This is a genomic window from Streptomyces sp. NPDC051582, assembly GCF_040681715.1.
Classification (GTDB): domain Bacteria; phylum Actinomycetota; class Actinomycetes; order Streptomycetales; family Streptomycetaceae; genus Streptomyces.
In genome coordinates this window covers 48,521-72,609 of record NZ_JBFAZJ010000026.1, presented here as the reverse complement: position 1 = coordinate 72,609, position 24,089 = coordinate 48,521, and the positions used below count along the sequence as shown (strand labels likewise).

Below are 24,089 nucleotides of genomic sequence, written 5' to 3'. Positions count from 1 at the left end.
CCCGAGCGGCCGCAGGCCGTATCCCCTTGTCCAGTAACGCGTGCGCAGCCGGGCCTTCTTCGCAGCCGGCCCGCCGCACCCACATCCCCGATCCCAGGGACACCTCTTCATGCGCACCACTCGTGTGACGGTCGCCGCCCTCGTGGCGGCGGCCGCCCTCACCCTCACCGCTTGCGGCGGTGAGACCGCCAAGCCGAACACGGTCACCCAGATCGCCGGCGGCCAGACCAAGGCCGGCAAGGCCACGGTTCTCGACCGCCCCTTCGACAAGCCGGAGCTGGTCCTGACGGACACCACCGGCAAGCAGTGGAACCTGCGCGAGCAGACCAAGGGCAAGCCGACGCTCATCTATTTCGGCTACACCAACTGCCCCGACGTGTGCCCCCTGACGATGAGCAACATCGCCGTCGCCAAGAAGGCACTGCCGAAGGCCGACCAGGACAACCTCCAGGTCGTGTTCGTCACCACCGACCCCGAACGGGACACCCCCGACTCCCTCGGCGCGTGGCTCAAGGCCCAGGACCCGTCCTTCACCGGACTGACCGGGGACTTCGCCACCATCCAGGCCGCCGCGCGCAAGCTCGGCATCGGTATCGAGGCACCGAAGAAGGAGGCCGACGGAAGCGTCGTCTCCATGCACGGAGCCCAGGTCATCGCGTTCTCGCCCAAGACCGACGAGGGTTACCTCCTCTACGGCGAAGGCACCACCGTCGACGACTACACCAAGGACCTGCCGAAGATCGCCAAGGGAGAGAACCCGTGAACGCCCGCACCACCCGCACCCTGGCCGCCGCCCTCTCCCTGACGGCAGCGCTCGCCATATCCGGCTGCTCCTCGGACTCCGACGCCAAGGCCGGCGCGGACAAGCCGAAGATGACGGTCAGCGGCGCGTTCATGCCGGAGCCCGTGAACGACAAGATGGCCGGCGCGTTCATGGTCATCAAGAACGACTCCAAGACGGCCGACAAGCTCACGGCCGTCACCAGTCCGCTCTCCGACGATCTTCAGATCCACGAGACCAAGGACCAGAAGATGCAGCAGGTCGCGGCCATGGACGTGCCTGCCAACGGTGAGCTCCGGCTGGAGCGCGGTGGCAGCCACATCATGCTCATGGGTCTGAAGAACCTGCCGAAGGTCGGCGACAAGGTCACCTTCGAGCTGCGCTTCGAGAAGGCCGACCCGGTCAAGGTCGAGCTGGACGTCAAGGAGCGTACGTACGACGGCCAGAACACCAGCGCCCACTGACGGACCGAGGTACTGACACGCCATGACGGCCATCGCCCCCTCCCCGGCCCGCGTCCGGGCCACGGCACTCCTGCCGCGGCTCGCGCTGGTCCTCGCAGCTCTGCTCGCGGCCCTGTTCACCGCGGCCGGCCCGGCCTCGGCGCACGCCGCGCTCACCGCGAGCGACCCCCAGGACGGGGCGGTGGTCGCCACGGCCCCCGCCCAGGTCACCCTCTCCTTCTCGGAGCAGGTCGCCATGGGCGACGACTCCATCCGCGTCATGGACCCGCAGGGCAAGCGGGTGGACACCGGCGAGCTGCGCGACATGTGCAGCGGGACCACCATCCGCTACGGCACCGCGCTGCACTCCGGACTGCCGGACGGTACCTACACCGTCGCCTGGCAGGCCATCTCCGCGGACAGCCACCCCGTCTCCGGCGCCTTCACCTTCTCCATCGGCGCCCCCTCGGCGACCACCGTAGCCCTGCCCACCGCGCAGGTGGGCGGCGGACCGGTCGGCATCGTGTACGCCATCGCGCGCTACGCCGCCTACGCCGGTTTCACCGTCCTCATCGGCGGGGCGGCCTTCATCCTGTTGTGCTGGCGGCGCGGCTCCGCGCAGCGCCCGCTGCAGAAGCTCATCGTGCGCGCCTGGGTCACGCTCACCGCCGCCACGCTCGCGATGCTGGTGCTCCGCACTCCGTACACGGGGTCGGGGAAGTTCAGCGACGCGCTGGACCTCGACGGCCTGAAGGCCGTCCTGGAGACCAAGACCGGGGCCTCCCTCGTTTCCCGGCTGCTGCTCCTCGGCGCCGCCGCGCTGTTCATCGCCGTGCTGTTCGGCGCCTACGCCCGCAAGACCGCGGAGGCCGGGGAATCGGCCAAGCGCAAGGGCAAGGAGAAGGGCCGCGGGGCGGACACGGGGCCGGGGGCGGGCAAGGAAGCCGACGACCTGCTCTTCGGCCTCGGCATCGGCGGAACGGTCGTGGCCGGTGGTATCGCCGCCACCTGGGCGCTCTCCGAGCACGCCTCGACCGGCATCCAGCCGGGTATCGCGATGCCCGCCGACATCCTGCACCTGCTGGCCGTCGCCGCCTGGCTCGGCGGGCTCACCGCACTGCTCGTCGCCCTCCACAAGATCCCGGGAATCGAGCGCGAGGCGGTCCGGCGGTTCTCGCGGGTCGCGTTCGTCAGCGTCCTGGTTCTCGCCGTCACCGGCGTCTACCAGTCCTGGCGCCAGATCGGCAGCTGGTCGGCCCTCACCGGCACCAGCTACGGGCAGCTCCTGCTGGTGAAGGTCGGGCTCGTCGCCGTCCTCGTCGGCATCGCCTACGTCTCCCGCTCGTGGACCGCACGGCTCACCGATGCCCCCGCCGGGAAGCCGGGCAAGATCGCCCGGCAGCGTGATGTTTCACGTGAAACATCTCCCGCCTCCGTCACCGTCCCCGAGGATCCCAAGCGGGCCGCCCAGCTCGCCCGGCAGCGTGCCGCCCGTGAGAGCGCGCGTGAGAAGCAGGTCCGCGACGCCGATCCGGCCCGGGCGGGACTGCGCCGCTCCGTCCTCGCCGAGGCCGGGGTCGCCATCGCCCTGCTCGCCGTGACCACCGTGCTGACCAGCACCGAGCCGGGCCGGACGGCGGAGCAGGCGCGCGGGCGGGACTCGGCGGCCACCGCCGTCCCCAACCGCGCCATCAAGGTCACGCTGCCGTTCGACACCGGCGGCCCGAACGGCAAGGGGTCGGTCCGGGTCGAGGTCGACCCGGGCCGGGTCGGGGCCAACTCGCTCCACGTGTGGGTCGACGACCCCCAGGGCCAGCCCCTCGACATCCCGGAGATCAAGGTCGCCTTCACCCTCCCCGCCAAGGACATCGGCCCTCTGCCGCTCCTCCCGGAGCGGGCGGCCCCCGGGCACTGGAGCGCCTCCGGCGTCCAGCTGCCGCTGGCCGGGGAATGGCGGATCGACGTGACCGTCCGTACCTCCGACATCGACCAGACGACCGTGCAGAAGAACGTGAAGATCGGCTGACCAGCGTGACCGAGAGCAACCCCGACATCGAGATCTCCCGGCGCCGACTGCTGGGCACCGTCGGCGCCGCGGGCGCAGCCGGGCTCGCGCTCGGCGCCACCGGCGGCGCCCTCGTGCACTCCGCGCTCGACGACTCCCCGGCCGGCGCCTCCGGGGCCACCGGGAGCCTCGCCTCGCTCGGCGCCGCCCTTGTGGCCTTCGACGGCGAGCACCAGGCCGGCATCACCACCCCGCTCCAGGCCAAAGGGCACGTCCTCGCCTTCGACCTGGCCCCCGGGGCCGGCCGCAAGGAGGCCGCCGCCCTGATGCGGCGCTGGTCCGACACCGCCCGTCTGCTGATGGCGGGGAAGCCCGCCTCGGGCGCGGACTCCGGTATCGCCCTCGACGCCGGGCCGTCCTCCCTGACCGTCACCTTCGGCTTCGGCCACTCCTTCTTCGAGCGCACGGGGCTCACCTCCCGCCGTCCCACCGCCCTCGACCCGCTGCCCGACTTCTCCGCCGACCGGCTCGACGCCCAGCGCAGCAACGGCGACCTGTGGGTCCAGATCGGCGCCGACGACGGGCTCGTCGCCTTCCACGCCCTGCGCGCCCTGCAGAAGGAGGCCGGGGAAGCCGCCCGGGTCCGCTGGCAGATGAACGGCTTCAACCGGTCCCCCGGCGCCACCGCCGCCCCGATGACCGCCCGCAACCTCATGGGCCAGATCGACGGAACCGGCAACCCGAAGCCCGCGCAGCCCGACTTCGACAAGCGGATCTTCGTCCCCGCCGCCGGCCCCGGCCCGGCCGAGCACGCCTGGATGGGCGGGGGCTCGTACGCCGTCGTACGGCGCATCCGGATGCTCCTCGACGACTGGGACAAGCAGTCCCTGGCCCAGCAGGAGCAGGTCATAGGCCGTACGAAGGCCACGGGCGCACCCCTGACCGGCGGCACCGAGACCACGAAGATGGCCCTCGACAAGATCGGCCCCGACGGCAAGGCCGTCATCCCGTCGAACGCGCACGCCCGGATCTCCGCCCCTGAGCAGAACGGCGGGGCCGCCATGCTCCGGCGCCCGTTCTCCTTCCACGACGGGATCGCCGGCGACGGCACTCCGGACGCGGGTCTCCTCTTCATTTGCTGGCAGGCCGATCCGCTGCGCGGTTTCGTCCCCGTGCAGCGCAAGCTGGACCGGGGGGACGCCCTGTCGGAATTCATCCGGCACGAGTCCAGCGGGCTGTACGCGGTCCCGCCCGGCCCCCGCGACGGGGAGTACGTAGGGCAGCGGCTGCTCGAAGGATGAACAGCGACGCGGCCGTCGGGGACCCGGCATTAGGCTGATCACATGTCGGCCACCCGCTTCACCTATCTCGGTCCCGAGGGCACCTTCACCGAGGCCGCCCTCCGCACACTGCCGGAAGCCGCGACCCGGGAGCTCGTCCCGATGGTGTCGGTCCCGGCCGCCCTGGACGCCGTACGCAACGGGGAGGCCGCGGCCGCCCTGGTGCCGATCGAGAACTCGGTGGAGGGCGGGGTCACCTCCACCCTCGATGAGCTGGCCTCCGGCGAACCGTTGATGATCTACCGCGAGGTGCTGCTGCCCATCGCGTTCGCGCTGCTGGTGCGGCCCGGGACCAAGCTGTCGGACGTCAAGACCGTCACCGGGCACCCGGTCGCCCAGCCCCAGGTGCGCAACTGGCTGCGGGCCCACCTGCCCGACGCGGTGTGGGAATCGGCCGCCTCCAACGCCGACGGGGCCCGGCTGGTCCAGGAGGGCCGCTTCGACGCCGCCTTCGCGGGCGAGTTCGCGGCCGCCACGTACGGTCTCGTCCCGCTGGTCACCGAGATCCACGACGCGGAGAATGCCGAGACGCGGTTCGTGCTCGTCGGCCGGCCCGCCCGACCGGCGGCGCCGACCGGCGCCGACAAGACCTCCGTCGTGCTGTGGCTCGGCGACGACCACCCCGGTGCGCTGCTGGAGCTCCTCCAGGAATTCGCCGTTCGCGGGGTCAACCTGATGCTGATCCAGTCCCGGCCGACGGGCGAGGGCATCGGCAACTACTGCTTCGCCGTCGACGCCGAGGGCCACATCTCCGACCGCCGGGTCAGCGAGGCGCTCATGGGCCTCAAGCGCACCTGCCCCCAGGTCCGCTTCCTCGGCTCCTATCCGCGCGCCGGCGTCGCTCAGGGTGACGTGCGCGCTCCGCGGCCCGGAACCTCCGACGGTGACTTCATGGCCGCTTCCGACTGGCTGACGCGCTGCCTCGACGGCCGGGCGTAGCTCTCCCTCCACTGTCCACAGAGTTATCCACAGGCGGAGATGGGGACCTGTGGACTAGTCGACATCATGACGCGACAAGGTCGACAAATCGGTCGGGGGGCCCAGGTTTCGCGCTGGGGAGCGGAAGGTGAACGGCGTCACCCCCGCATCGCCGATCAACTCTTTGGAGCGAGCCATTCCCACCCGAATGAGTGTGTGAGGGTGGTTTGAACCCTGAATGGTCCCGACGGGCCGCGGGTGGGGATTGATCTATTTCCGTGTCCACAGATGCGGCGCACAGCCTGTGGACAAGTCCCTCCGGTGGACAATTCCTGTGGACAAGGAAGACCCTCCCGCCCTGCTCAGAGGGCGCCCGGATACCGCGCTTGTGCCCCTTTTCAGGGAATGGGCCGCTTTTATTGACCGCCGGGGAGCGAGCACTTCCAGCCAGCGCGTTCACCGTTTTCCATTCTCCACAATTGGGACATAGTGACACGCAGCGTGATATCGGTGCGAGCCCAGGAAGCCAGCCCGGTAGCCTGGAGGGGTGATTGACCTCCGGCTGCTCCGTGAAGACCCTGACCGTGTCCGCGCCTCGCAGCGCGCCCGTGGAGAGGACGTCGACCTCGTCGACGCACTGCTCTCCGCCGACGAGCGCCGCAGGTCCTCCGGCATGCGCTTCGACGAACTGCGCAATGAGCAGAAGTCGCTCGGCAAGCTCATCCCCAAGGCCTCCCCGGAGGAGCGGGCCGAGCTGCTGAAGAAGGCCGAGCAGCTCAAGACGGACGTCAAGGCCGCCGAGGCCGAGCAGAACGAGGCCGACGAGGCCGCCAAGCGGCTGCTGCTCCAGCTCGGCAACATCGTCCACGAGGACGTCCCGGTCGGCGGCGAGGAGGACTTCACCGTCCTCGAAACGCACGGCACGATCCGTGACTTCGGCGCCGAGGGCTTCGAGCCCAAGGACCACCTGGAGCTCGGCGAGTCGCTCGGCGCCATCGACGTCGAGCGCGGCGCCAAGGTGTCGGGCTCGCGCTTCTACTACCTGACCGGTGTCGGCGCCCTGCTGGAACTCGCCCTGGTCAACGCGGCGATCGCACAGGCCACCGAGGCCGGCTTCATCCCCATGCTGACCCCGGCGCTGGTCCGTCCGCGCGCCATGGAGGGCACCGGCTTCCTCGGCCAGGCCGCGGAGAACGTGTACCACCTGGAGAAGGACGACTACTACCTGGTCGGCACCTCCGAGGTCCCGCTCGCCGCGTACCACATGGACGAGATCATCGACGCCGAGAAGCTGCCGCTGCGGTACGCCGGCTTCTCGCCGTGCTTCCGCCGCGAGGCCGGTACGTACGGCAAGGACACCCGCGGCATCTTCCGCGTCCACCAGTTCGACAAGGTCGAGATGTTCTCGTACGTCGCGCCGGAGGAGGCCGAGGCCGAGCACCAGCGCCTCCTGGAGTGGGAGAAGCAGTGGCTCACCAGCCTGGAGCTGCCCTTCCAGGTGATCGACGTCGCCACCGGTGACCTGGGCGCCTCCGCCTCGCGCAAGTTCGACTGCGAAGCGTGGATCCCGACGCAGGGCAAGTACCGCGAGCTGACCTCGGCCTCGAACTGCAACGGCTTCCAGGCCCGCCGCCTGTCGATCCGTTACCGCGACGGCAAGAAGACCGCGCCGCTCTCCACCCTGAACGGCACCCTGTGCGCCGTACCGCGCACGATCGTGGCGATCCTGGAGAACCACCAGCAGGCCGACGGCTCCGTGCACGTGCCGGTGGCGCTCCGCCCGTACCTGGGCGGCCGTGAGGTCCTGGAGCCGATCGCCAAGTGAGCCCGGCCCCGTTCCCGTACAAGCTCGTCGCGACCGATCTCGACGGCACGCTGCTGCGTGGCGACGACACCGTCTCGGAACGCACCCGTGAAGCGCTCGCCGCGGTCACCGCGGCGGGCGCGGCGCACATCATCGTCACCGGCCGGGCCGTGCCCTGGACCCGGGGCGTGCTCGACGATCTCGGCTACAAGGGGATCGCGGTGTGCGGACAGGGCGCACAGCTCTACGACGCGGGCGCGCACCGGCTGCTGACCTCGGTGACGCTGGACCGGCAGCTGGCCGGTCTGGCGCTCTCGAAGCTGGAGGCCGAGATCGGTCCGCTGGCGCTCGCCGCCAGCCGGGACGGGGTGGACGGCGACGTCCTCTTCGGACCCGGCTACCAGGTACAGGAGGGCCTCCCGGCGCTCTACCTGGAGGACACGGCGGCGGTGTGGACGGCTCCGCTGAACAAGCTGTACATCCAGCACCCGGAGCTCGGTGACGACGCTCTGGTCAAGGTGGCCCGGCAGACCGTGGGCTCCCTGGTCGACATCGTCATGGCCGGTCCGGGGATAGTGGAAATCCTGCCGCTGGGGCTGACGAAGGCCACCGGCCTTTCGCTGGCCGCCCGCCGGCTGGGCGTGAAGGCGGCGGAAACGATCGCCTTCGGTGACATGCCCAACGACATCCCGATGTTCGGCTGGGCGGCGCACGGGGTGGCGATGGCCAACGCCCACGCCGAGCTGAAGGCCGTGGCCGACGAGGTGACGACCTCCAACGAGGAGGACGGCATCGCGGTGGTGCTGGAACGCCTGCTGGGCACCGCCTGACGGCACGCCCGAAAACGGGGAAGGTCCGGAACAGCCCGCGCCGCGAGGCGCGCTCGAAGTGGCTGCTCCGGACCTTTTTGTTGCTCCCCGCGCGACTCACTCTGCCCGGGGCGCAGGTCCCGTACCAGTCAATTTCCACGGCTCAGTCGTGGTCCGGGTGATGCTCTGTTTCACGTGAAACATGCCGGGGGTGCGGATGGCGGGTGAGCGGCCAGGCGAGCAGGCCGACCGCGAGCGAGATGGCGTGCCCGAGGTCGGTGAAGGTTCCTCCGGTGAGGAGGGGCAGCCCGAAGAAGGCGACGACGCCGGCGAGGTAGAGCCAGCGCAGGGGGTTCGGAAGCCGGTACGTGAGGACCCCGATCGAGGCCGCGAGGCCGTAGCTGACGCCCACGTCGACGACGTGGACCATGCTGTGCGGGGCCCGGTGGTCCTGAATGGCCATCAGGACCACCTTCTGGCTGATCAGGGTGGCCGTGATGTGGGCGGTCGCGACGATGGCGAGCCAGCGCAGGGTGCCGAGCCAGCGTTCCACGGGCGCGTGGAAGAGCTCGAAGAGGACGGCGTACAGGGCGAGCGAGGCCGGGTTCTCGATCCAGAAGGCACTGGAGATCAGGGCCCGCACGGGGTGCCGGGTGAGCTCGTGGATATTGCTGCTGTGGCGGTGGAGCAGGACGTGGTCGAGGTGGTCGGGCGCGATCGCCACGATGATGCTCGTGACGGCGAGAAGCAGCAGCCATATGTGCGTACCCGGCGAGGAGCGTATCCAGGACCGTACGGGCCTGGACGGCTCGGGCTCGGGGTGCTCGACCATGCCCTGATTTTGCCCCGTACGGCAGTGCCCCGCCCGGCCTGTGGGCCGGGCGGGGCACCGGGCGTGGAGCCGGTACGGCGGGGTCCTACTCCTCGCCCGCCAGGGTGAGGCGGCGCAGCTTCTGGCCGGCGTAGACGGTGGCGCCGACGGTCACCACGCTGAGCAGGATCACCGCGGTGGTCAGGCCGACGGTGGCGTCGACGTAGCCCTCGCCGGCGATCTTCTCGGCGAGGGACAGGGCCCACTGCTGGACGCTGAGGGTCTTGGCGCCCGAGACCAGGCTGCCGAAGAGCGACTCCCAGATGAGGGCGTAGACGAGGCCGAAGACGACCGCGTGCCGACTGACGGTGCCCAGCAGCAGGAACAGTGCGCTGTAGGCGATCGAGGCGACGAGTGCCGCGACGGTGTAGGCGACGGCGATCTGCTGGCCGTTGCCGTTGAGGATGAACCCGGCGATCAGGGTCGGGATCGCCGAGAAGGCCATCGTGACGCCGATCGCGACGATCAGTTTGGTCATGATGATCGTCGGGCGCTTCACCGGCTTCGAGAGCAGGTAGACGATCGAGCCGTCGTCGATCTCGGGGCCGATGGCGCCCGTGCCGGCGATGACGCCGATCAGCGGAACCATGGTGGCGAGGGCGAAACCGCCCAGCAGATCTGCGGCGACCTTGTCGTCCAGGCCGGTGAAGGCGCGGACGGCGATCGAGAGGACGATCAGCAGGACGGGCAGTCCGCAGAGGATCAGAGCGCGGCGGCGGCCGAGCAGAGCGCGGTAGGTGAGCCGGGCGACGGTGGGGTTGTACATGGGTGCCAGCTCCTTCAGGCCGCGACGAGATAGGAAAAGACCGACTCAAGGGACTCGTCGGAGGGCGAGACCGTCAGCAGCCGGATGCCGTGCGCCCGGGCGACCTGGGGCAGCAGCTCGGTGAAGCGGCCGAAGTCGACGGCCTGGATGCGCAGGACGCCTTCCTTGAGGTCGACCTCGATGCCGGCGGTGGAGGGGTCTGCGATCAGGGCAGCGGCGAGGGCCCGGTCGTCGGAGGAGCGGATCACATAGCGGTGCGGGCGGTCCGTCATCAGGCGGCGGATCTTGCGGAAGTCGCCGGATGCGGCGTGCCGGCCGGCGACGACCACCTCGATGTGGGAGGCGAGCTGTTCGACCTCTTCCAGGATGTGCGAGGAGAAGAGCACGGTGCGGCCGTCGTCGCCCATGCGCCGCAGCAGGTCCATCAGCTGCATGCGCTGGCGCGGGTCCATGCCGTTGAACGGCTCGTCCAGCAGCAGCACGGACGGGTCGTGGACGAGGGCCGAGGCCATCTTCACGCGCTGCCGCATGCCCTTGGAGTACGTGGAGATCTTGCGGTCCTGGGCGTACTCCATCTCGACGGTGGCGAGCGCCCGCTGGGCAGCCGCGTCGTCGAGGCCGTGGAGCTCGGCGTTGGCGACGACGAACTCCCGGCCGGTGAGGAAGTCGTACATGGCCTCGCGCTCGGGCACGACGCCGATCTGCTTGTAGACCTGCTCGTTCTGCCAGATCGGCGTGCCGTCGAGGGTGACGGTGCCCGTGGAGGGGGCGAGGAAGCCGCCCATCATGTTGATGAGGGTGGACTTTCCGGCGCCGTTGGGCCCCAGGAGCCCGGTGACCCCGGGGCCGATGTGCATGGTCACGTCGTTGACGGCGACGACGTTCCCGAACCAGCGGGAGGTGTGGTCGATGTCGATGGTGGTCACAGCCCGGCCTTCCGGTAGCGGGCCATCAGGGCGGCGTAGGAGCCGGCGATGAGGGCGAGGACGACGAGCAGGTAGACGACTCCGACACCGGCCGAGGGGCCGTCTCCGCCGGGGAAGGCGGACGTGGCACCGAGGAAGGCCGTCTGCACTCCGTCGATCAGGGTGATCGGGGAGAACAGGCCCATCCACTCGATGGCACCGGCCGCGCCAGTGCTGTACGCGATGCCCTGGACGGCGGTCACAGCGCCGTAGGGGATCACGAGCAGGGCGATGATGGCGGCGACGCCGAAGCCGCGGCGCGGGGTGAGCGCGGCCATGATCAGGCCGAGGCCGGCGAACAGCACCGAGAGCAGCAGCACGGAGACCAGTCCCTGGGCGAACCCCTTGGTCTGGTCCGCGAAGTCGAATTTGGCCAGCAGCGCACCGGCCCACAGGACCAGCAGTGGTGCGGCGGTGAGGATGAACAGCGCCGAGGCCATCGCCGCGAACTTGGCGATGACGTAGTCGACGCGCTCGATGGGCCGCGAGAAGTAGAGCGGCACGGTCTTGAAGCGCAGGTCCCGGGAGACGGACTGGGGGGCCTGGGAGGCGAGGTACAGGCCGATGATCACCTGGGTGGTCAGGGCGTACGTCGTGTACTTGATCGGCAGGTCCGTGGAGCCGGGCACCATGATGGCGACACCGTCGATGATCACCGCGGGGATGCACATCACCGCGAAGAGGAGCATCGGCAGGACCTTGGACTTGGCCGAGCGGCCCAGTCCGTACGCCCCGCGCAGGGACTGCGAGAACAGCGACTTGCGGGCGTAGGCGCGGCCGAGCCGGGCTCCCTCGTAGGAGCGGTAGCCGATGTTGTGGATCTGGGTCGAGGTGTCAGGCGCCATCGGAACCGGCTCCCTTCCGGACGAGCTGCTGCTGGTCGTTGTCGCGGAAGACCTCCGCGATGTGGTGGCGGCGCTGCTCCATGCGGACCAGGCCGAGGCCGAGGTCGGCGACGGTGTCGCGCACGATGTCGTAGGTGTCCTCGCCGGTGGCTTCCAGCAGCAGGATGTGGCCGGCTCCGGGCAGGCCCTGCTCCTCTCCCGCGTGCAGGGTCAGGCCCGCCTCGGCGAGCGCCTTGCGCAGGGCGGCGGTGCCGTCCGGGTGGTCGTCGGTGTCGGTCACCTCGACCGCGAGGGTCGTGGTGATCTGCGTGAAGTCGCTGGTGGAGCTGGAGCGCAGCAGCTTGCCGCCGTCGACGACCACGACGTGGTCGCAGGTCCGCTCCAGCTCACCGAGGAGGTGGGAGGTGACCAGGACGGAGATGCCGAAGTCGGTGTAGACGCGGCGGATGAGGCCGAGCATCTCGTCGCGGCCGACGGGGTCGAGGCCGTTGGTGGGCTCGTCGAGCAGGACCAGCTGGGGGTCGTGGACGAGCGCCTGGGCCAGCTTGACGCGCTGCTTCATGCCCGTGGAGTAGCCGCCGATGGGGCGGTAGCGCTCCTCGTACAGGCCCACGTGGCGCAGGGTGTCGGCGGTCCGCTCGCGGGCGGCGGTCGGCGGGAGCCCGGACATGCGCGCCATGTGCACGACGAACTCGGTGGCCGAGACGTCGGGCGGCAGGCAGTCGTGCTCGGGCATGTATCCGACGCGTTCACGGATGGCGCTGCCATGGGTGGCGACATCGAGTCCGAGCACGGCGGCGCGGCCCTCGGTGGCGGGGGACAGTCCAAGCAGGATCTTGATCAGCGTGGACTTGCCGGCTCCGTTGGCACCCACGAGGCCGGTCACTCCCGGCCCGATGTCCAGGGAGAGCCGGTCGATTGCGGTCACTCGGGGGTACCGCTTGCTCAGGCTTTCGGTCGCGATGACAGTCACGGCTTCGACGTTAGTGGCGCGGATCGCGCCGATCGTCAGACCAGGAGCGTCATCCGGTCTCCGCCTTCAGGACTACACACCCTGACGAAAGGCTGATGCGGACCGGTCAAAGAGCCCCGACGAACCGGACCGTAGGCGGTGGATCGGACAAGTTGTCCACAGGTCCGTGCACGACCCTTGACGTGATCTCCGGTCATTGTCACATTCATCAGTGTCAAGTTACGGGCGCGTAGCGCGTACGGCTCTACGGACGGACGGCTGTCATGGCTGCGGACACCAGGCAACGCACCGCGCAACTCTCGCCGGACCTGCGCGGGTTCAGGGAAGTGCAGCGCCTCTCGTACGAGTGCGCGGAGACCGTCGCGGCGCAGCTGCGGCCGGGGGTGACCGAGCGCGAGGCGGCGCGGATGCAGCGCGAGTGGCTGCGCGAGCGCGGGGTGCGGGACTGGTTCCACCTGCCGTTCGCCTGGTTCGGGGACCGCACCGCCTTCGCGGACTTCAAGATCCCCCTCCAGTTCTTCCCGACGAACCGCAAGCTGGAGCCGGGGATGCCGTTCATCCTCGACATGGCGCCCGTGTACAAGGGGTACGCGGCCGACATCGGGTACTCGGGCAGCCTCGGGCTGAACCCGGTGCAGGACCGGCTCATGTCCGATCTCCGGGTGCACCGCGAGCTGATCCTGGACCAGGTCCGCGAGCGCCGCCCGCTGCGCGAGATCTACGAGAACGTCGAGCGGCTGATGATCCGCCAGGGGTACGCCAACCGGCACCGCGCCTACCCCTTCGGCGTGATCGCCCACAAGATAGACCGGGTCAAGGAGCGGCGCTGGGCCCCGACCGCCTTCGGGTTCGGGACGCAGTCCCTCAAGGGGCTGGCCTCCGACGCCCTGCACGGACACCGCGAGGGCTGGTCCCCGCTGTGGAGCCCCTACCGCTTCTCCGACCACCCTCCGCAGCCCGGGCTGTGGGCGGTGGAGCCGCATCTGGGCTTCCGGGGCACCGGTGCGAAGTTCGAGGAGATCCTCGTGGTCACCGACTCACGGGACCCCGGGGAGAGCGCGTTCTGGCTGGACGACGATCTGCCGCACGTGCGGCGCTGGGCCGAGGAGAAGGCAGCATGAGCGGCATGAGCGGAGCGTTCGGCGACAAGGACAAGGGCGGCATCACGGGAGCGGGCCTCGCGGGGGCGCGCGAGCGCCGGGTGAGCACCGGCGGCATCGAGCTGTGCGTCGTCGAGCTCGGCGAGGCGGACCGGCCGACCGTGGTGCTCGTGCACGGGTACCCGGACAGCAAGGAGGTCTGGTCGGAGGTCGCGGAGCGGCTGGCGGCCCGCTTCCACGTGGTGCTCTACGACGTACGCGGCCACGGTCGCTCCACGGCTCCGGTGCCCCTGCGCGGCGGATTCACCCTGGAGAAACTGACCGACGACTTCCTGGCGGTGGCGGACGCGGTCAGCCCCGACCGCCCGGTACACCTGGTCGGCCACGACTGGGGCTCGGTGCAGGGCTGGGAGTTCGCGACCGTCGCCCGTACGGAGGGCCGGATCGCCTCCTTCACCTCGATCTCGGGCCCCTCCCTGGACCACTTCGGGCACTGGATCAAGAAGCGGATGACCCGGCCCACCCCGCGCCGGGCGGCGCAGCTCCTCGGCCAGGGCGCCAAGTCCTGGTACGTGTACATGCTGCACACCCCCGTGCTGCCGGAGCTCGCCTGGCGCGGGCCGCTCGGCAAGCGGTGGCCGCGGATGCTGGAGCGCGTGGAGAAGGTCCCTTCCGGTTCCTACCCGACGGCCTCGCTGCCCTCGGACGCCGCGCACGGGGCCTGGCTCTACCGCGACAACGTACGGCCCCGGATGCGCCGGCCGCGCCCCGACGCGTACGCGCACGTACCCGTCCAGCTGATCACCCCGACCGGGGACGCCTTCCTCTCCGAGCGGCTCTACGACGACCTGGAGCTGTGGGCCCCCGACCTGGTGCGGCGCACCCTGCCCGCCAAGCACTGGGTGCCGCGGACCCGGCCCGACCAGCTGGCCGCATGGATCACCGAGTTCGTCGACGCCCGGGAGGAGCCCGCCACCCGGGCGCCGGAAAAGAAGGCTCCGGGCAAGTACGCCGACCGGTTCGGCGGCCAGCTCGTTCTGGTCACCGGCGCCGCCAGCGGCATCGGCCGGGCCACCGCGTTCGCGTTCGCCGAAGCCGGAGCCCGGGTGGTGTGCGTGGACCGGGACGCCGAGGGCGCGGCCCGCACGGCCGACATGGCACGGCTCGTCGGGGCTCCCCAGGCCTGGGGCGAGTGCGTCGACGTCAGCGACGAGCAGGCGATGGAGAAGCTCGCGGCGAAGACCGCAGCCGAGTACGGCATCGTGGACGTCCTGGTCAACAACGCCGGGATCGGCCTGTCGGGACCCTTCCTGGAGACCGGTTCGGAGGACTGGAAGAAGGTCCTCGACGTCAACCTGTGGGGTGTCATCCACGGCTGCCGGATCTTCGGCAGGCAGATGGCGGAGCGCGGCCAGGGCGGGCACATCGTCAACACCGCCTCCGCCGCCGCCTACCTGCCGTCCAAGACGCTGCCCGCGTACAGCACGTCGAAGGCGGCGGTGCTGATGCTGAGCGAGTGCCTGCGCGCCGAGCTCGCCTCGCGCTCGATCGGGGTCTCGGCGATCTGCCCCGGCATCGTCAATACCAACATCACCGCCACCTCGCGCTTCGCCGGGGTCGACGCGGCGGAGGAGAAGCGCCGCCAGGAGCGCTCCTCGCGGCTGTACGGGCTGCGCAACTTCCCGCCGGAGAAGGTCGCCGAGGCGATCCTGCGGGCCGTGGTGCGCAACGAGGCCGTGGTGCCGGTGACCCCGGAGTCCAAGGGCGCCCTGTGGATGTCCCGGTTCGCGCCGGGCACCCTGCGCCGGCTCGCGAAACTGGAGCCGCGGCTGTGAGCGGGACCGAGCCCGGCACGGCCATATCCCGCTCCTTCCGGCGGTCGTACCATCCCTCGCAGGAGGGCTCGCTGCGCAGGGCGGTCGAGCACCTTGCGGCTTCGCCTGCCGCCCGGGCCGCGGCGGCCGCGGGCGGCCGAGCCGCCATGTCGTAGGGAGCCGGGATTGTCAGAACAGGCGGTGGCCGAGTACCGGATCGAGGATCTCGCGCACCACAGCGGGGCCACGGTGCGCACGATCAGGGCGTACCAGGACCGTGGGCTGCTGCCGAAGCCGGAGCGGCGCGGCCGCTCCAACGTCTACCGGGACACTCATCTGGCGCGGCTGCGCCAGATCGCCGATCTGCTGGACCGCGGCTACACCCTGGCCTCCATCAAGGAGCTGCTGGAGGCCTGGGACGCCGGGCGCGGGCTCGGCGGCGTGCTGGGGCTCGTCGCCGAGGTGCACGGACCGTGGACCGACGAGGAGGCCGCCCGGATCAGCCGGGCCGAGCTGAACGACCGGTTCGGGGGCCGGCCCGACGACGACGCGGTGGGTGAGGCGTGCGAGCTGGGGGTGCTGGAGGCGATTCCGGGGCGCCCGGACGAATTCCTGGTGCCCTCCCCGCAGGAGCTGGCGGTGGCCGCCGAGCTGTACGCGGCCGGGGTGCCGCTGACGGCGATCACCGGCCACCTGAGGGAGCTGCGCGGGCAGGTGGAGCACATCGCCTCGCGGTTCCTGGAGTTCACCACCGAGCACGTCTTCGCCCGCTACCTCGGGGAGGTCCCGCCGACGGACGCCGACGCGGCGGAGGCGGCGACGATGGTCCGGAGACTGCGCCCCCTGGCCCAGCAGACGGTGGACGCCGAGCTGGCGCGGGCGATGCGGCTGTTCGCTACCCGGCACCTGCAGCGCCACCTGGGGGCGGCCGGGGCCCCTCAGCCCTCGGGCCCCGCCCCGGTGGCCCTGCCGGCGGAGACCGTACGGGCGGTGCAGGAGCTGGTCGGCGCCGAACACGTGGGGGAGTTCGTCCGGGCCGCCACGGAGCGGGAGCTCCAGGCCCGGACGATGAACGAACTGGCGCGCCGCGCAGGCGGGTGACGGCCGGCCGGTTACGACCGGCGGGTGACGGCCGGCGGGCTACGGCCGGCGGGTGACGGCCGCCAGCACCCGCTCAGTAGTCCACAGGGCGGATCACTCGTTTGCCTGCAAAACCAACCCAACCGGCTGTGGACAAGTCGGTATTGCCTGTGGGCAACTCTGTGGACAACGCCGCCGGCGCCTCTTGCGCACCGGGCCGGGCGCTCCCGTACAGGAGCCCGGCGAGGGCCAGCCCCACGGCGCCGCCGACCACCTGGGCCGCGACGAAACCGGGCAGCGACTGCGGGGCGATCCCGGTGAACGAGTCGCTGAAGGCCCGCCCGATGGTGCCCGCCGGGTTGGCGAAGGAGCCGGACGAGGTGAACCAGATCGCGGCGGCGATGTACGCGGCGACCGCGGCGGGGATCAGCTTCGACCGCCCGATGCGCTCCAGGCCCTGGATGACGAGGACGAGCCCGGCGGTGGCGACGACCTCGCCGACGAGCAGGTGGCCACCGCTGCGGATCTGCGTGGAGAAGGTGCCGGGCGCGCGGCCGAACATCACCTCGGCGAGGACGGCCCCGCCGATGGCCCCGGCGGTCTGGGCAGCGGCGTAGACGAGGGCCTCCCGGCCGCCGAGCCCCTCTCCTCCGGTCCGCCGGGCCCACCAGGAGGTGAGGGTGACGACCGGGTTGAGGTGGGCTCCGGACAGCGGCCCGAAGAGGGTGATGATCAGGCCGAGGCCGATGGCCGAGGCGAGCGAGTTGGCGACGAGCGCGACACCGGCGTCGCGGCTGAGGCCGGCGGCCTGGATACCGGAACCGATCACGACCACGAGAAGGCCGGCGGTGCCGACGAGCTCGGCGACCGCACGGCGCGGCAGGGAAGCGTGGATTGTCATGGGTTCTCCCCCTGGGCAGAAGTACAGCGGAAAATGTATTCCGTATCTTGGAAACGCGATAGAGGGGGTCCCACGGTGCCCCGGGGCGGTGGAGCCCCGATAAATCCCTGCTCGACCCCCGCCCGACCCGGCAAGCTGGACCCATGGACGACAGACGCACCGTGAAGGTGTCCAAATACGTCTCGAAACACCTGCGGCATCAGCCGGAACGCATCGGACTGGTGCTCGACCCCCAGGGCTGGGTGGAGATCGACGAGCTCCTGGCCGCGGCCGCCGACCACCGCTTCCCCATCAGCCGCGCCGAGCTCGACCACGTCGTCGCGGCCAACGACAAGCAGCGGTTCGCCGTCGAGGGCACCCGTATCCGCGCCAGCCAGGGACACACCGTTCCCGTGGACCTGGACCTACCGGAAGCCGAACCGCCCGCGTACCTCTACCACGGCACCGTCGCCGCGGCCCTGGACGCGATCCGCGCCGAGGGCCTGCGCCCCATGGCCCGCCACCACGTGCACCTGTCCCCCGACCGGGAGACGGCGACCCGCGTGGGCGCGCGGCGCGGCCGGCCGATCGTGCTCGCCGTGGACGCGGGAGCGATGCGCGCGGCCGGGCACGTGTTCCGGATCAGCGCCAACGGGGTGTGGCTGGCGGACGCCGTACCGCCGCAGTTCCTGCGCTTCTCCTAGCGCGGGAATTCAAGACGAGATTGTCAGATCATCCCCCTACTCTGTTCCTCATTCCGGTCCGTGAGGGGGGTACCTCGCGATCGCCGAACCATCCATGCGAGCACGCGAGGTGACGCCCCATGACGTCCGCATCCTCTTCCTCCACCCACTCCGATCCCGCCGCCAACAGCTTCCAAGTCGATCTGCACGGCCTGGTCGACCTGCTCTCCCACCACCTCTACTCCAGCCCGCGCGTCTACGTCCGCGAGCTGTTGCAGAACGCGGTGGACGCCGTCACCGCCCGCCAGGCACTCGACCCGGAGGCGGAGATCCGCATCCGCCTGTCGGCGTCCGCCGGCCGGGTGACCATCGAGGACAGCGGCATCGGTCTGACCGCCGCCGAGGCCCACTCCCTCCTCGCCACCATCGGCCGCAGCTCCAAGCGCGGCGGCGACCACGGTCTTGAGACCACCCGCCGGGAGTTCCTCGGTCAGTTCGGCATCGGCCTGCTCGCATGCTTCGTCGTGGCCCGCCAGATCCGCGTCATCACCCGCTCCGCCCGCGACCCCCGGGCCGCGCCCGTCGAATGGCTGGCCACGGACGACGGCTCGTACACCGTCCGCGAACTGCCCGACGAGGCGCGCCGGGAGCCCGGCACCACCGTGATCCTCCAGGCCCGCCCGGGTGCCGAGGAGTGGACCGTCCCGGCCAAGGTCGAGCAGCTGGCCCGCGACTACGGCTCCCTGCTCCCGTACGACATCACCTTCATCGAAGGCGCGGTCGAGAGCGAGGGCGCGGGCGTGGGCGACCGTGCCGGTGAGCCGCGGGGCATCACCGACCGGCCCGCCGTGTGGGACCGCCCCTTCCCCACCCCCGCCGCGCGCCGCGTCGCGCTCGCCGGCCACTGCGCACAGCTCTTCGGCTTCACCCCGCTCGACAGCATCGACCTCGACCTGCCCGTCGCCGGGGTGCGCGGAGTCGCGTACGTCCTCCCCGAGCCGACCAGCCCCGCCCACCGGGCCGGACACCGCGTCCACCTCAAGGGCATGCTGCTCACGGACCACGCCGACAACCTCCTGCCGGACTGGGCCTTCTTCGTCCGCGCGGTCGTCGACACGGACACCCTGCGGCCCACCGCGTCCCGCGAGAACCTGTACGACGACGAGACCCTCTCCGCCGTACGGGAAGCCCTCGGCGCCCGGGTCCGGGCCTGGCTCGCCGAGCTCGCCGCGAGCGAACCGGAGCGCCTCGCGGCGTTCCTGAGCGTCCACCACCTCGGTGTGAAATCCCTGGCCCGGCACGACGCCGAGCTGCTCGGCCTGATGCTGCCCTGGCTTCCGTTCGAGACGAGCGAGGGCTCGATGAGCCTCCAGGAGTTCACGGCCGCGCACACCGAGATCCACTTCACGCGCACCGTCGAGGAGTTCCGCCAGATCGCTCCGATCGCCGCGGCCCACGGCCTCGGCGTCATCAACGCGGGATACACCTACGACGCCGACCTGCTCGCCCTCCTGCCCACCGTCCGGCCGGACCTCAAGGTCTCGGAGCTGGACGCCGGCGCCGTCACCGAGCGGCTCGACCCGGTCCCGACCTCCGCCGAACTGGCCCTCGCGCCCTTCCTGTCCACGGCGCGCACCCGCTTGGAGGCGCAGGGCTGCGATGTCGTGCTGCGCGCCTTCCAGCCCGTCGCCGTCCCCGCGCTCTACCTCGACGACCGCCAGGCCCGCCAGGAGCGCGACCGCACGGCGGCGCTGGACAGCGCCGACTCCCTCTGGAGCGGAATCCTCGGCTCGCTGCGCGGCTCCGCCCCGCGCGCCCGCCTGGTGCTCAACCACAACAACCCGCTGATCCGCCGGATCTCGGCCCTTCCCGACGAGGCCTTGACCGGCACGGCCGTCGAATCGCTTTACGGACAGGCGTTGCTGATGTCCCAGCGGCCGCTGCGCCCCGCCGACTCCACGCTGCTCAACCGGGCCTTCCTCGGCCTCCTCGAATGGGCGACCCACTCCACCGACTCCCCGGAGGGACAGAAGTGACCATGCTGACGCGCGAGGAGATCGAGCAGGGCCTGGTCGAGAACCGGAACTCCCCGAACGGCACCGCGCGCAATGCGCACGCCGAAGTACTCGTGGGCGCGGCGGAGGCGATCGGTGACGGGCCCCTGTTCCACACGGCTCTGGACAACCTGATCAACGCCTACCTCTGGAGCGCCGAGTCCTCCAAGATGCTGGTGCCCTTCGCCCGGCTGCTCCAGGAGTACGACAAGGACCCCGGTGCCTTCGACCGGTGGGAAGCCCACTCGCTGTTCTGGCAGTTCAAGTGGGTGGCCACCGCCATCGGCGATTCCCCCGAGATCCCGCTCCAGTCCGCCGTCGGGTGGCTGGACGAGATGGAGCGCCGCTATCGGATCGCCGGCTACAGCGAGCGGCCGGTCCGCGAATCCGAGCTGTGGCTCGCCGACGCGATGGGCGACGACGACCGGGCCGAGGGGGCCCACCGGGCCTGGCTGGCGGCCGAACGCGACGACATGAGCGACTGCCACGCCTGCGAGCTCAACGGCCAGGGCGCGTACGCCGTACTGCGCGGGGAGGACGCCCGGGCCCTGGAGCTCTGGCGGCCGGTGCTGGCGGGCGAGCGGACCTGCGCCGAGGAGCCCCACCGGCTGCTCGCCACCTCGCTGCTGCCGCTGCTGCGCCTGGGCCGCCTCGACGAGGCCCGCTCGCACCACGTACGCGGCTACCGCATGGCCCGCGGCAACGAGAGCCTGCTGCCCTCGATCGGCAAGCACATCGAGTTCTGCGCCCTGAGCGGCAACGAGTCGCGCGGTCTGGAGATCCTCGCCGAGCATGCCGCCCACGTGAACCCGCTGGTCAACGTCGACGACCAGCTGGCCTTCCACGGCGGCATCCTCGTACTGCTGCGCCGGCTGACGGAGCTGGGGCACGGCCGGAGCCCGGCCGTCCCGTACGAGGGCGTCCCGCACACGGTGTCCGAGCTGTACGAGGTGCTGCGCGCGAGCTCGCTCGCGATCGCCCACCGGTTCGACGCCCGCAACGGCACCACCCGGGTCTCCGACCGCTTCCTCGCCCGGATCGGGCGGGAGCCGCTGGTCGACGTACTGCCGCTGGGGGTGCGCAGCTCGGCGCTGCCGCAGCCGACGGCGGCCGTGACCGCCCCTGCGGCCGCGGCCGTGACCCCGGTGCCCGCGGCCGATCTGGCGGAGCTGGTGGAGCGGGCCCGGCAGGCCCGGGAGCAGCGGCACCCGGCCGCGGACGCGCTCTGGGCCGAGGTCGGCGTACGGGTGGACGCGCGCCCGGCGGACGAGGTGGACCCGCTGCTCGCGGCCGATGTCGCCGACCACCGGGCGCTGACGGCGGCGCGCGGCGGCGCCGACGACGCGGCGGAGCTGCTGGAGGCGGTCCGCGACCGCTACCGGGAGCTCCGGCAGGCGGAGCGCGCGGCACTGGCGGAGCTGCGGCTGGCGAGCGCGGCCGCGCAGTCCGGAGCCGAGCCGCAACGGATCCGGGAGCTGCTGGCGGTGGCCCTGAAGGCCGCCGAGGGGCTGGACGCGGACGAGCCGCTGCGCGGGCGCCGGATCGCACTGGCGGAGCTGTCGTCGATCCGGGTGGAGTCGTACCTGCGCTCGCTGGAGGAGGGTCCCGAGCACGAACACCTCCACGGGCCGGGCCAGGACCACGGGCACGGTGAGCTGGCTGCCGAACTCGGCGCCTTCGTCACCGCGTACGAGGAAGCGCTGCCCGACCTGGCGGCCGAAGCCGAGGAGATGCTGGGCCGCGTCGCGCTGTCGCAGGGTGACCCCGAGCGGGCCCTGCCGCTCCTGGCCGCGTCCGCGGCGCGCGCGGTGGCGGCGGGCCTGCCGTGGCAGGCGGTGGATGCGCTGGTGCTGCGGGCCGGTGTGCTGATGTCGCTGGAGCGGGCCGAGGAGGCACAGGAGGCGGCGCGTTCCGCGCTGGAGCACTCGGCGGAGGTGACGGAACCCGAGACGCACGGCGTCGTACGGCTCACCCTGGCGGACATCCTGCTGCGCCGGGTCGACGCGGCGGCTGAGGCGGCCGAGCACGCCCTGACCGCCGCGCACTGGTTCGACCAGGCGGGTCTGACCGCGGACGGCGGGGCGCAGGCCCGGCTGGTGCTGGCCCGGGCTTACGCGCGGGAGGGCAGGCACGCCGACGCGGCGGAGGTGCTGCAGTCGACCCTGCCCGATCTCCTGGAGCACGGCGAGGGACAGGCCGTGTCCGTGCGGGAGTTCCTCGGCGATCTGCTGCGGCAGCTCGGCGATCCCCGGGCGGCCGCGGAGCAGTACCTGCTGGCGGCGGAGGTGGCCAAGGGCTGGCAGGACACCCGCCCGCAGGCCGCTCTGGCGCAGGCGGCGGCGGAACAGCTGTCCGCCGCGCGCCTGGACCAGGAGGCGACCGCCGCGTACGAGCGGTCCCTGGAGCTGTTCCGTGTGACGGGGGATGCCCCGATCGCCGAGGTGCGGATCCTGCGCTCCCTGGCCTGGTTGGCCCCGCGGGGAGACGCCAATGCGACGGCGGCGGCGTGGGCGCGTGCACGTGAGCTGATGGAGCAGGCCTCCGGGGTCCTGGAGGCAGCGCTGGCAGAGCACGCCGCGAACGCCGAGCCCTCCGAGACCCAGGCCTCGCCGCTGCGGGCCGAGCTCGCCCAGACCTGGCTCCAGCTGGCACAGGTGCTCGACTGGCGGGTCACCTCGCACGAGCAGTCCGAGGACGAGGGCGACGGTGACGGAGACGGGGGCGAGGTGGACGTCGAGGCGCTGAGGCTGGAGGAGATCGAGCTGACTGCGCGCGCCGGGGAGCTGTACGCGGAACTGGGTCCGAACCATCTGGGGGACCGGCTCCAGTGCGTGCAGTACGCGGCCTGGACGGAGCAGGAGATCGGTCGCGAAGACGCGGGGGCCACCCGGCTCGCGGCGCTGGTCGAGGAACTCCGGGCCATGCCCGAGGGGGTCGTCCCGGACGGGCTGGTGGAGCGCGCCCAGTCCTCCCTCGACAGCCTGCGGTCCTGACCACGATGCCCCCGCCGCCCGGTGGCGGCGGGGCATCGTGTTCGCTTCAGCTGTTCAGCTGGGCCAGACCCTCGGTGGCGATCTGCTCGAAGACGTTCTCGTCGGCCGCGAACTCGGAGTCCGGGATCGGCGCGTGGATCACGATCTCGGTGATGCCGAGTTCCTGGTGGCGGCCTGCGAAGTCGACGAACGCGTCGACGGAGTCCAGCATCGTGTTGCGGTCCGGGGTGAAGCCGGTCAGCAGGATCTTGTCCATCGGCTCGGATGCGCGGCCGATCTCGGCGCATGCCTTGTCGAGCCGGGCCAGCTGGCCTCGGATGGCCTCCACCGACTGCTCGGGGGTGCCCTCGTCGAAGAGCTTCGGGTCGCCGGTGGTCACCCAGGCCTGGCCATGGGCGGCTGCCAGCTTCATGCCCCGCGGGCCGTTCCCGGCGACGGCGAAGGGCAGGCGCGGCCGCTGCACACAGCCGGGGAGGTTGCGGGCCTCCGCCGCGGAGTAGAACGTGCCGGATTCACTGATCTCGGCCTCGGTGAGCAGCCGGTCCAGCAGCGGCACGAACTCCGCGAGGCGGTCCGCGCGCTCGCGCGGGGTCCAGGGGGCCTGACCGAGCGCGGTGGCATCGAATCCGTTGCCGCCGGCGCCGATGCCGAGGGTGAAACGGCCGCCGGAGATGTCGTCCAGCGACATGAGCTCCTTGGCCAGCGTCACCGGGTGCCGGAAGTTCGGCGAGGTCACGAGCGTGCCCAGGCGCAGCTTCTCGGTGGCTGCGGCCGCCGCGGTCAGGGTCGGGATCGCGCCAAACCAGGGCTTGTCCCGGAAGGACCGCCAGGTCAGGTGGTCGTAGGTGTAAGCGGTGTGGAATCCGAGCCGCTCGGCTCGCACCCACTGGTCACGGCCGCCCTCACGCCACGGGCGTACCGGAAGGATCACAGTGCTCAGACGCAGACTCATGCGTTCGAGCCTA

General features: G+C 71.4%; 21 protein-coding genes. 14 read left to right on the top strand and 7 right to left on the bottom strand.

What is annotated here, in order from left to right; translation table 11 throughout:
• Positions 1-109 precede the first annotated feature (109 nt).
• The 7 genes from AB0M92_RS28885 (at position 110) to AB0M92_RS28855 (ending at position 8,121) form a co-directional block, all read left to right on the top strand.
• The gene (locus tag AB0M92_RS28885; protein ID WP_366105237.1) at positions 110-763 is read left to right on the top strand and encodes an SCO family protein; all 654 of its coding nucleotides are present in this window, start codon (positions 110-112) and stop codon (positions 761-763) included.
• The gene (locus AB0M92_RS28880; protein ID WP_366105236.1) at positions 760-1,245 is read left to right on the top strand and encodes a copper chaperone PCu(A)C; all 486 of its coding nucleotides are present in this window, start codon (positions 760-762) and stop codon (positions 1,243-1,245) included. The genes AB0M92_RS28885 and AB0M92_RS28880 overlap by 4 nt, the downstream gene beginning before the upstream one ends.
• Before the next feature lie 22 nt (positions 1,246-1,267).
• Positions 1,268-3,250 (top strand): copper resistance protein CopC, encoded by a 1,983-nt coding sequence (locus tag AB0M92_RS28875; protein ID WP_366105235.1) that lies wholly within the window; start codon positions 1,268-1,270, stop codon positions 3,248-3,250.
• Positions 3,251-3,255: 5 nt separating this feature from the next.
• Positions 3,256-4,530 carry an iron uptake transporter deferrochelatase/peroxidase subunit gene (gene efeB / locus AB0M92_RS28870; protein WP_366105234.1) on the top strand — a complete coding sequence of 425 codons (1,275 nt, stop codon included), beginning with the start codon at positions 3,256-3,258 and terminating at the stop codon, positions 4,528-4,530.
• A gap of 42 nt (positions 4,531-4,572) precedes the next feature.
• Positions 4,573-5,508: a prephenate dehydratase gene (pheA, locus tag AB0M92_RS28865; protein WP_366105233.1), complete on the top strand. Its 936-nt coding sequence runs from the start codon at positions 4,573-4,575 to the stop codon at positions 5,506-5,508.
• Between the two features lie 526 nt (positions 5,509-6,034).
• Complete coding sequence (serS, locus tag AB0M92_RS28860; RefSeq protein ID WP_366105232.1) at positions 6,035-7,312, top strand: serine--tRNA ligase; 1,278 nt, start codon at positions 6,035-6,037, stop codon at positions 7,310-7,312.
• Entirely contained in the window at positions 7,309-8,121 is an 813-nt protein-coding gene (locus tag AB0M92_RS28855; protein WP_366105231.1) for an HAD family hydrolase, read from the top strand. Before serS ends, AB0M92_RS28855 begins: the two co-directional genes overlap by 4 nt.
• Positions 8,122-8,263: 142 nt before the next feature.
• Here AB0M92_RS28855 and AB0M92_RS28850 read toward each other — a convergent pair whose 3' ends face one another.
• The 5 genes from AB0M92_RS28850 to AB0M92_RS28830 all read right to left on the bottom strand — a co-directional run bounded on the left by AB0M92_RS28850 (position 8,264) and on the right by AB0M92_RS28830 (position 12,520).
• Complete coding sequence (locus AB0M92_RS28850; protein WP_366105230.1) at positions 8,264-8,932, bottom strand: rhomboid-like protein; 669 nt, start codon at positions 8,930-8,932, stop codon at positions 8,264-8,266.
• Positions 8,933-9,017: 85 nt separating this feature from the next.
• Positions 9,018-9,737, bottom strand: a complete 720-nt coding sequence (locus AB0M92_RS28845) for an ABC transporter permease subunit (RefSeq protein ID WP_366105229.1) — start codon at positions 9,735-9,737, stop codon at positions 9,018-9,020.
• Between the two features lie 14 nt (positions 9,738-9,751).
• Positions 9,752-10,663, bottom strand: a complete 912-nt coding sequence (locus tag AB0M92_RS28840) for an ABC transporter ATP-binding protein (protein ID WP_366105228.1) — start codon at positions 10,661-10,663, stop codon at positions 9,752-9,754.
• The gene (locus tag AB0M92_RS28835) at positions 10,660-11,547 is read right to left on the bottom strand and encodes an ABC transporter permease subunit (RefSeq protein WP_366105227.1); all 888 of its coding nucleotides are present in this window, start codon (positions 11,545-11,547) and stop codon (positions 10,660-10,662) included. Before AB0M92_RS28835 ends, AB0M92_RS28840 begins: the two co-directional genes overlap by 4 nt.
• Positions 11,537-12,520, bottom strand: a complete 984-nt coding sequence (locus tag AB0M92_RS28830; protein ID WP_366105226.1) for an ABC transporter ATP-binding protein — start codon at positions 12,518-12,520, stop codon at positions 11,537-11,539. Before AB0M92_RS28830 ends, AB0M92_RS28835 begins: the two co-directional genes overlap by 11 nt.
• A 263-nt stretch (positions 12,521-12,783) precedes the next feature.
• Between AB0M92_RS28830 and AB0M92_RS28825 the strand changes: the two genes are divergently transcribed.
• Genes AB0M92_RS28825 through AB0M92_RS28810 form a run of 4 tightly spaced genes read left to right on the top strand, consistent with a single transcriptional unit; the run spans position 12,784 to position 16,535 of the window.
• Entirely contained in the window at positions 12,784-13,641 is an 858-nt protein-coding gene (locus AB0M92_RS28825) for a M24 family metallopeptidase (protein ID WP_366105225.1), read from the top strand.
• Positions 13,642-13,646: 5 nt separating this feature from the next.
• Positions 13,647-15,455: an SDR family oxidoreductase gene (locus AB0M92_RS28820; RefSeq protein ID WP_366105304.1), complete on the top strand. Its 1,809-nt coding sequence runs from the start codon at positions 13,647-13,649 to the stop codon at positions 15,453-15,455.
• Positions 15,452-15,610: a hypothetical protein gene (locus AB0M92_RS28815; RefSeq protein ID WP_366105224.1), complete on the top strand. Its 159-nt coding sequence runs from the start codon at positions 15,452-15,454 to the stop codon at positions 15,608-15,610. The genes AB0M92_RS28820 and AB0M92_RS28815 overlap by 4 nt, the downstream gene beginning before the upstream one ends.
• 10 nt (positions 15,611-15,620) lie before the next feature.
• Positions 15,621-16,535, top strand: a complete 915-nt coding sequence (locus AB0M92_RS28810) for a MerR family transcriptional regulator (RefSeq protein ID WP_366105223.1) — start codon at positions 15,621-15,623, stop codon at positions 16,533-16,535.
• Positions 16,536-16,608: 73 nt separating this feature from the next.
• On the opposite strand, the gene AB0M92_RS28805 is transcribed toward AB0M92_RS28810, so the two are convergent.
• On the bottom strand, positions 16,609-17,415 hold the full coding sequence (locus AB0M92_RS28805) for an aquaporin (RefSeq protein ID WP_366105222.1): 807 nt from the start codon (positions 17,413-17,415) through the stop codon (positions 16,609-16,611).
• A gap of 143 nt (positions 17,416-17,558) precedes the next feature.
• Here AB0M92_RS28805 and AB0M92_RS28800 point away from each other — a divergent pair, with 143 nt between their 5' ends.
• The 3 genes from AB0M92_RS28800 to AB0M92_RS28790 all read left to right on the top strand — a co-directional run bounded on the left by AB0M92_RS28800 (position 17,559) and on the right by AB0M92_RS28790 (position 23,124).
• Entirely contained in the window at positions 17,559-18,098 is a 540-nt protein-coding gene (locus tag AB0M92_RS28800) for an RNA 2'-phosphotransferase (protein WP_366105221.1), read from the top strand.
• Positions 18,099-18,217: 119 nt separating this feature from the next.
• Complete coding sequence (locus AB0M92_RS28795; protein WP_366105220.1) at positions 18,218-20,113, top strand: HSP90 family protein; 1,896 nt, start codon at positions 18,218-18,220, stop codon at positions 20,111-20,113.
• A complete protein-coding gene (locus AB0M92_RS28790) occupies positions 20,110-23,124 on the top strand; it encodes a tetratricopeptide repeat protein (RefSeq protein WP_366105219.1) in 3,015 nt (1,004 codons plus the stop codon). The genes AB0M92_RS28795 and AB0M92_RS28790 overlap by 4 nt, the downstream gene beginning before the upstream one ends.
• A 46-nt stretch (positions 23,125-23,170) precedes the next feature.
• Here the strand turns inward: AB0M92_RS28790 and AB0M92_RS28785 are convergent, their stop codons facing one another.
• Positions 23,171-24,076: an LLM class flavin-dependent oxidoreductase gene (locus AB0M92_RS28785; RefSeq protein WP_366105218.1), complete on the bottom strand. Its 906-nt coding sequence runs from the start codon at positions 24,074-24,076 to the stop codon at positions 23,171-23,173.
• Between the last annotated feature and the right edge of the window lie 13 nt (positions 24,077-24,089).

Coding starts and splice junctions, on each gene's coding strand:
- AB0M92_RS28795 (WP_366105220.1), top strand. CDS start 18,218: ATGACGTCCGCATCCTCTTCCTCCACCCACTCCGATCCCGCCGCCAAC.
- AB0M92_RS28785 (WP_366105218.1), bottom strand. CDS start 24,076: ATGAGTCTGCGTCTGAGCACTGTGATCCTTCCGGTACGCCCGTGGCGT.
- AB0M92_RS28825 (WP_366105225.1), top strand. CDS start 12,784: ATGGCTGCGGACACCAGGCAACGCACCGCGCAACTCTCGCCGGACCTG.
- AB0M92_RS28800 (WP_366105221.1), top strand. CDS start 17,559: ATGGACGACAGACGCACCGTGAAGGTGTCCAAATACGTCTCGAAACAC.
- pheA (WP_366105233.1), top strand. CDS start 4,573: ATGTCGGCCACCCGCTTCACCTATCTCGGTCCCGAGGGCACCTTCACC.
- AB0M92_RS28805 (WP_366105222.1), bottom strand. CDS start 17,415: ATGACAATCCACGCTTCCCTGCCGCGCCGTGCGGTCGCCGAGCTCGTC.
- AB0M92_RS28820 (WP_366105304.1), top strand. CDS start 13,647: ATGAGCGGAGCGTTCGGCGACAAGGACAAGGGCGGCATCACGGGAGCG.
- AB0M92_RS28835 (WP_366105227.1), bottom strand. CDS start 11,547: ATGGCGCCTGACACCTCGACCCAGATCCACAACATCGGCTACCGCTCC.
- AB0M92_RS28850 (WP_366105230.1), bottom strand. CDS start 8,932: ATGGTCGAGCACCCCGAGCCCGAGCCGTCCAGGCCCGTACGGTCCTGG.
- AB0M92_RS28875 (WP_366105235.1), top strand. CDS start 1,268: ATGACGGCCATCGCCCCCTCCCCGGCCCGCGTCCGGGCCACGGCACTC.
- AB0M92_RS28845 (WP_366105229.1), bottom strand. CDS start 9,737: ATGTACAACCCCACCGTCGCCCGGCTCACCTACCGCGCTCTGCTCGGC.
- AB0M92_RS28885 (WP_366105237.1), top strand. CDS start 110: ATGCGCACCACTCGTGTGACGGTCGCCGCCCTCGTGGCGGCGGCCGCC.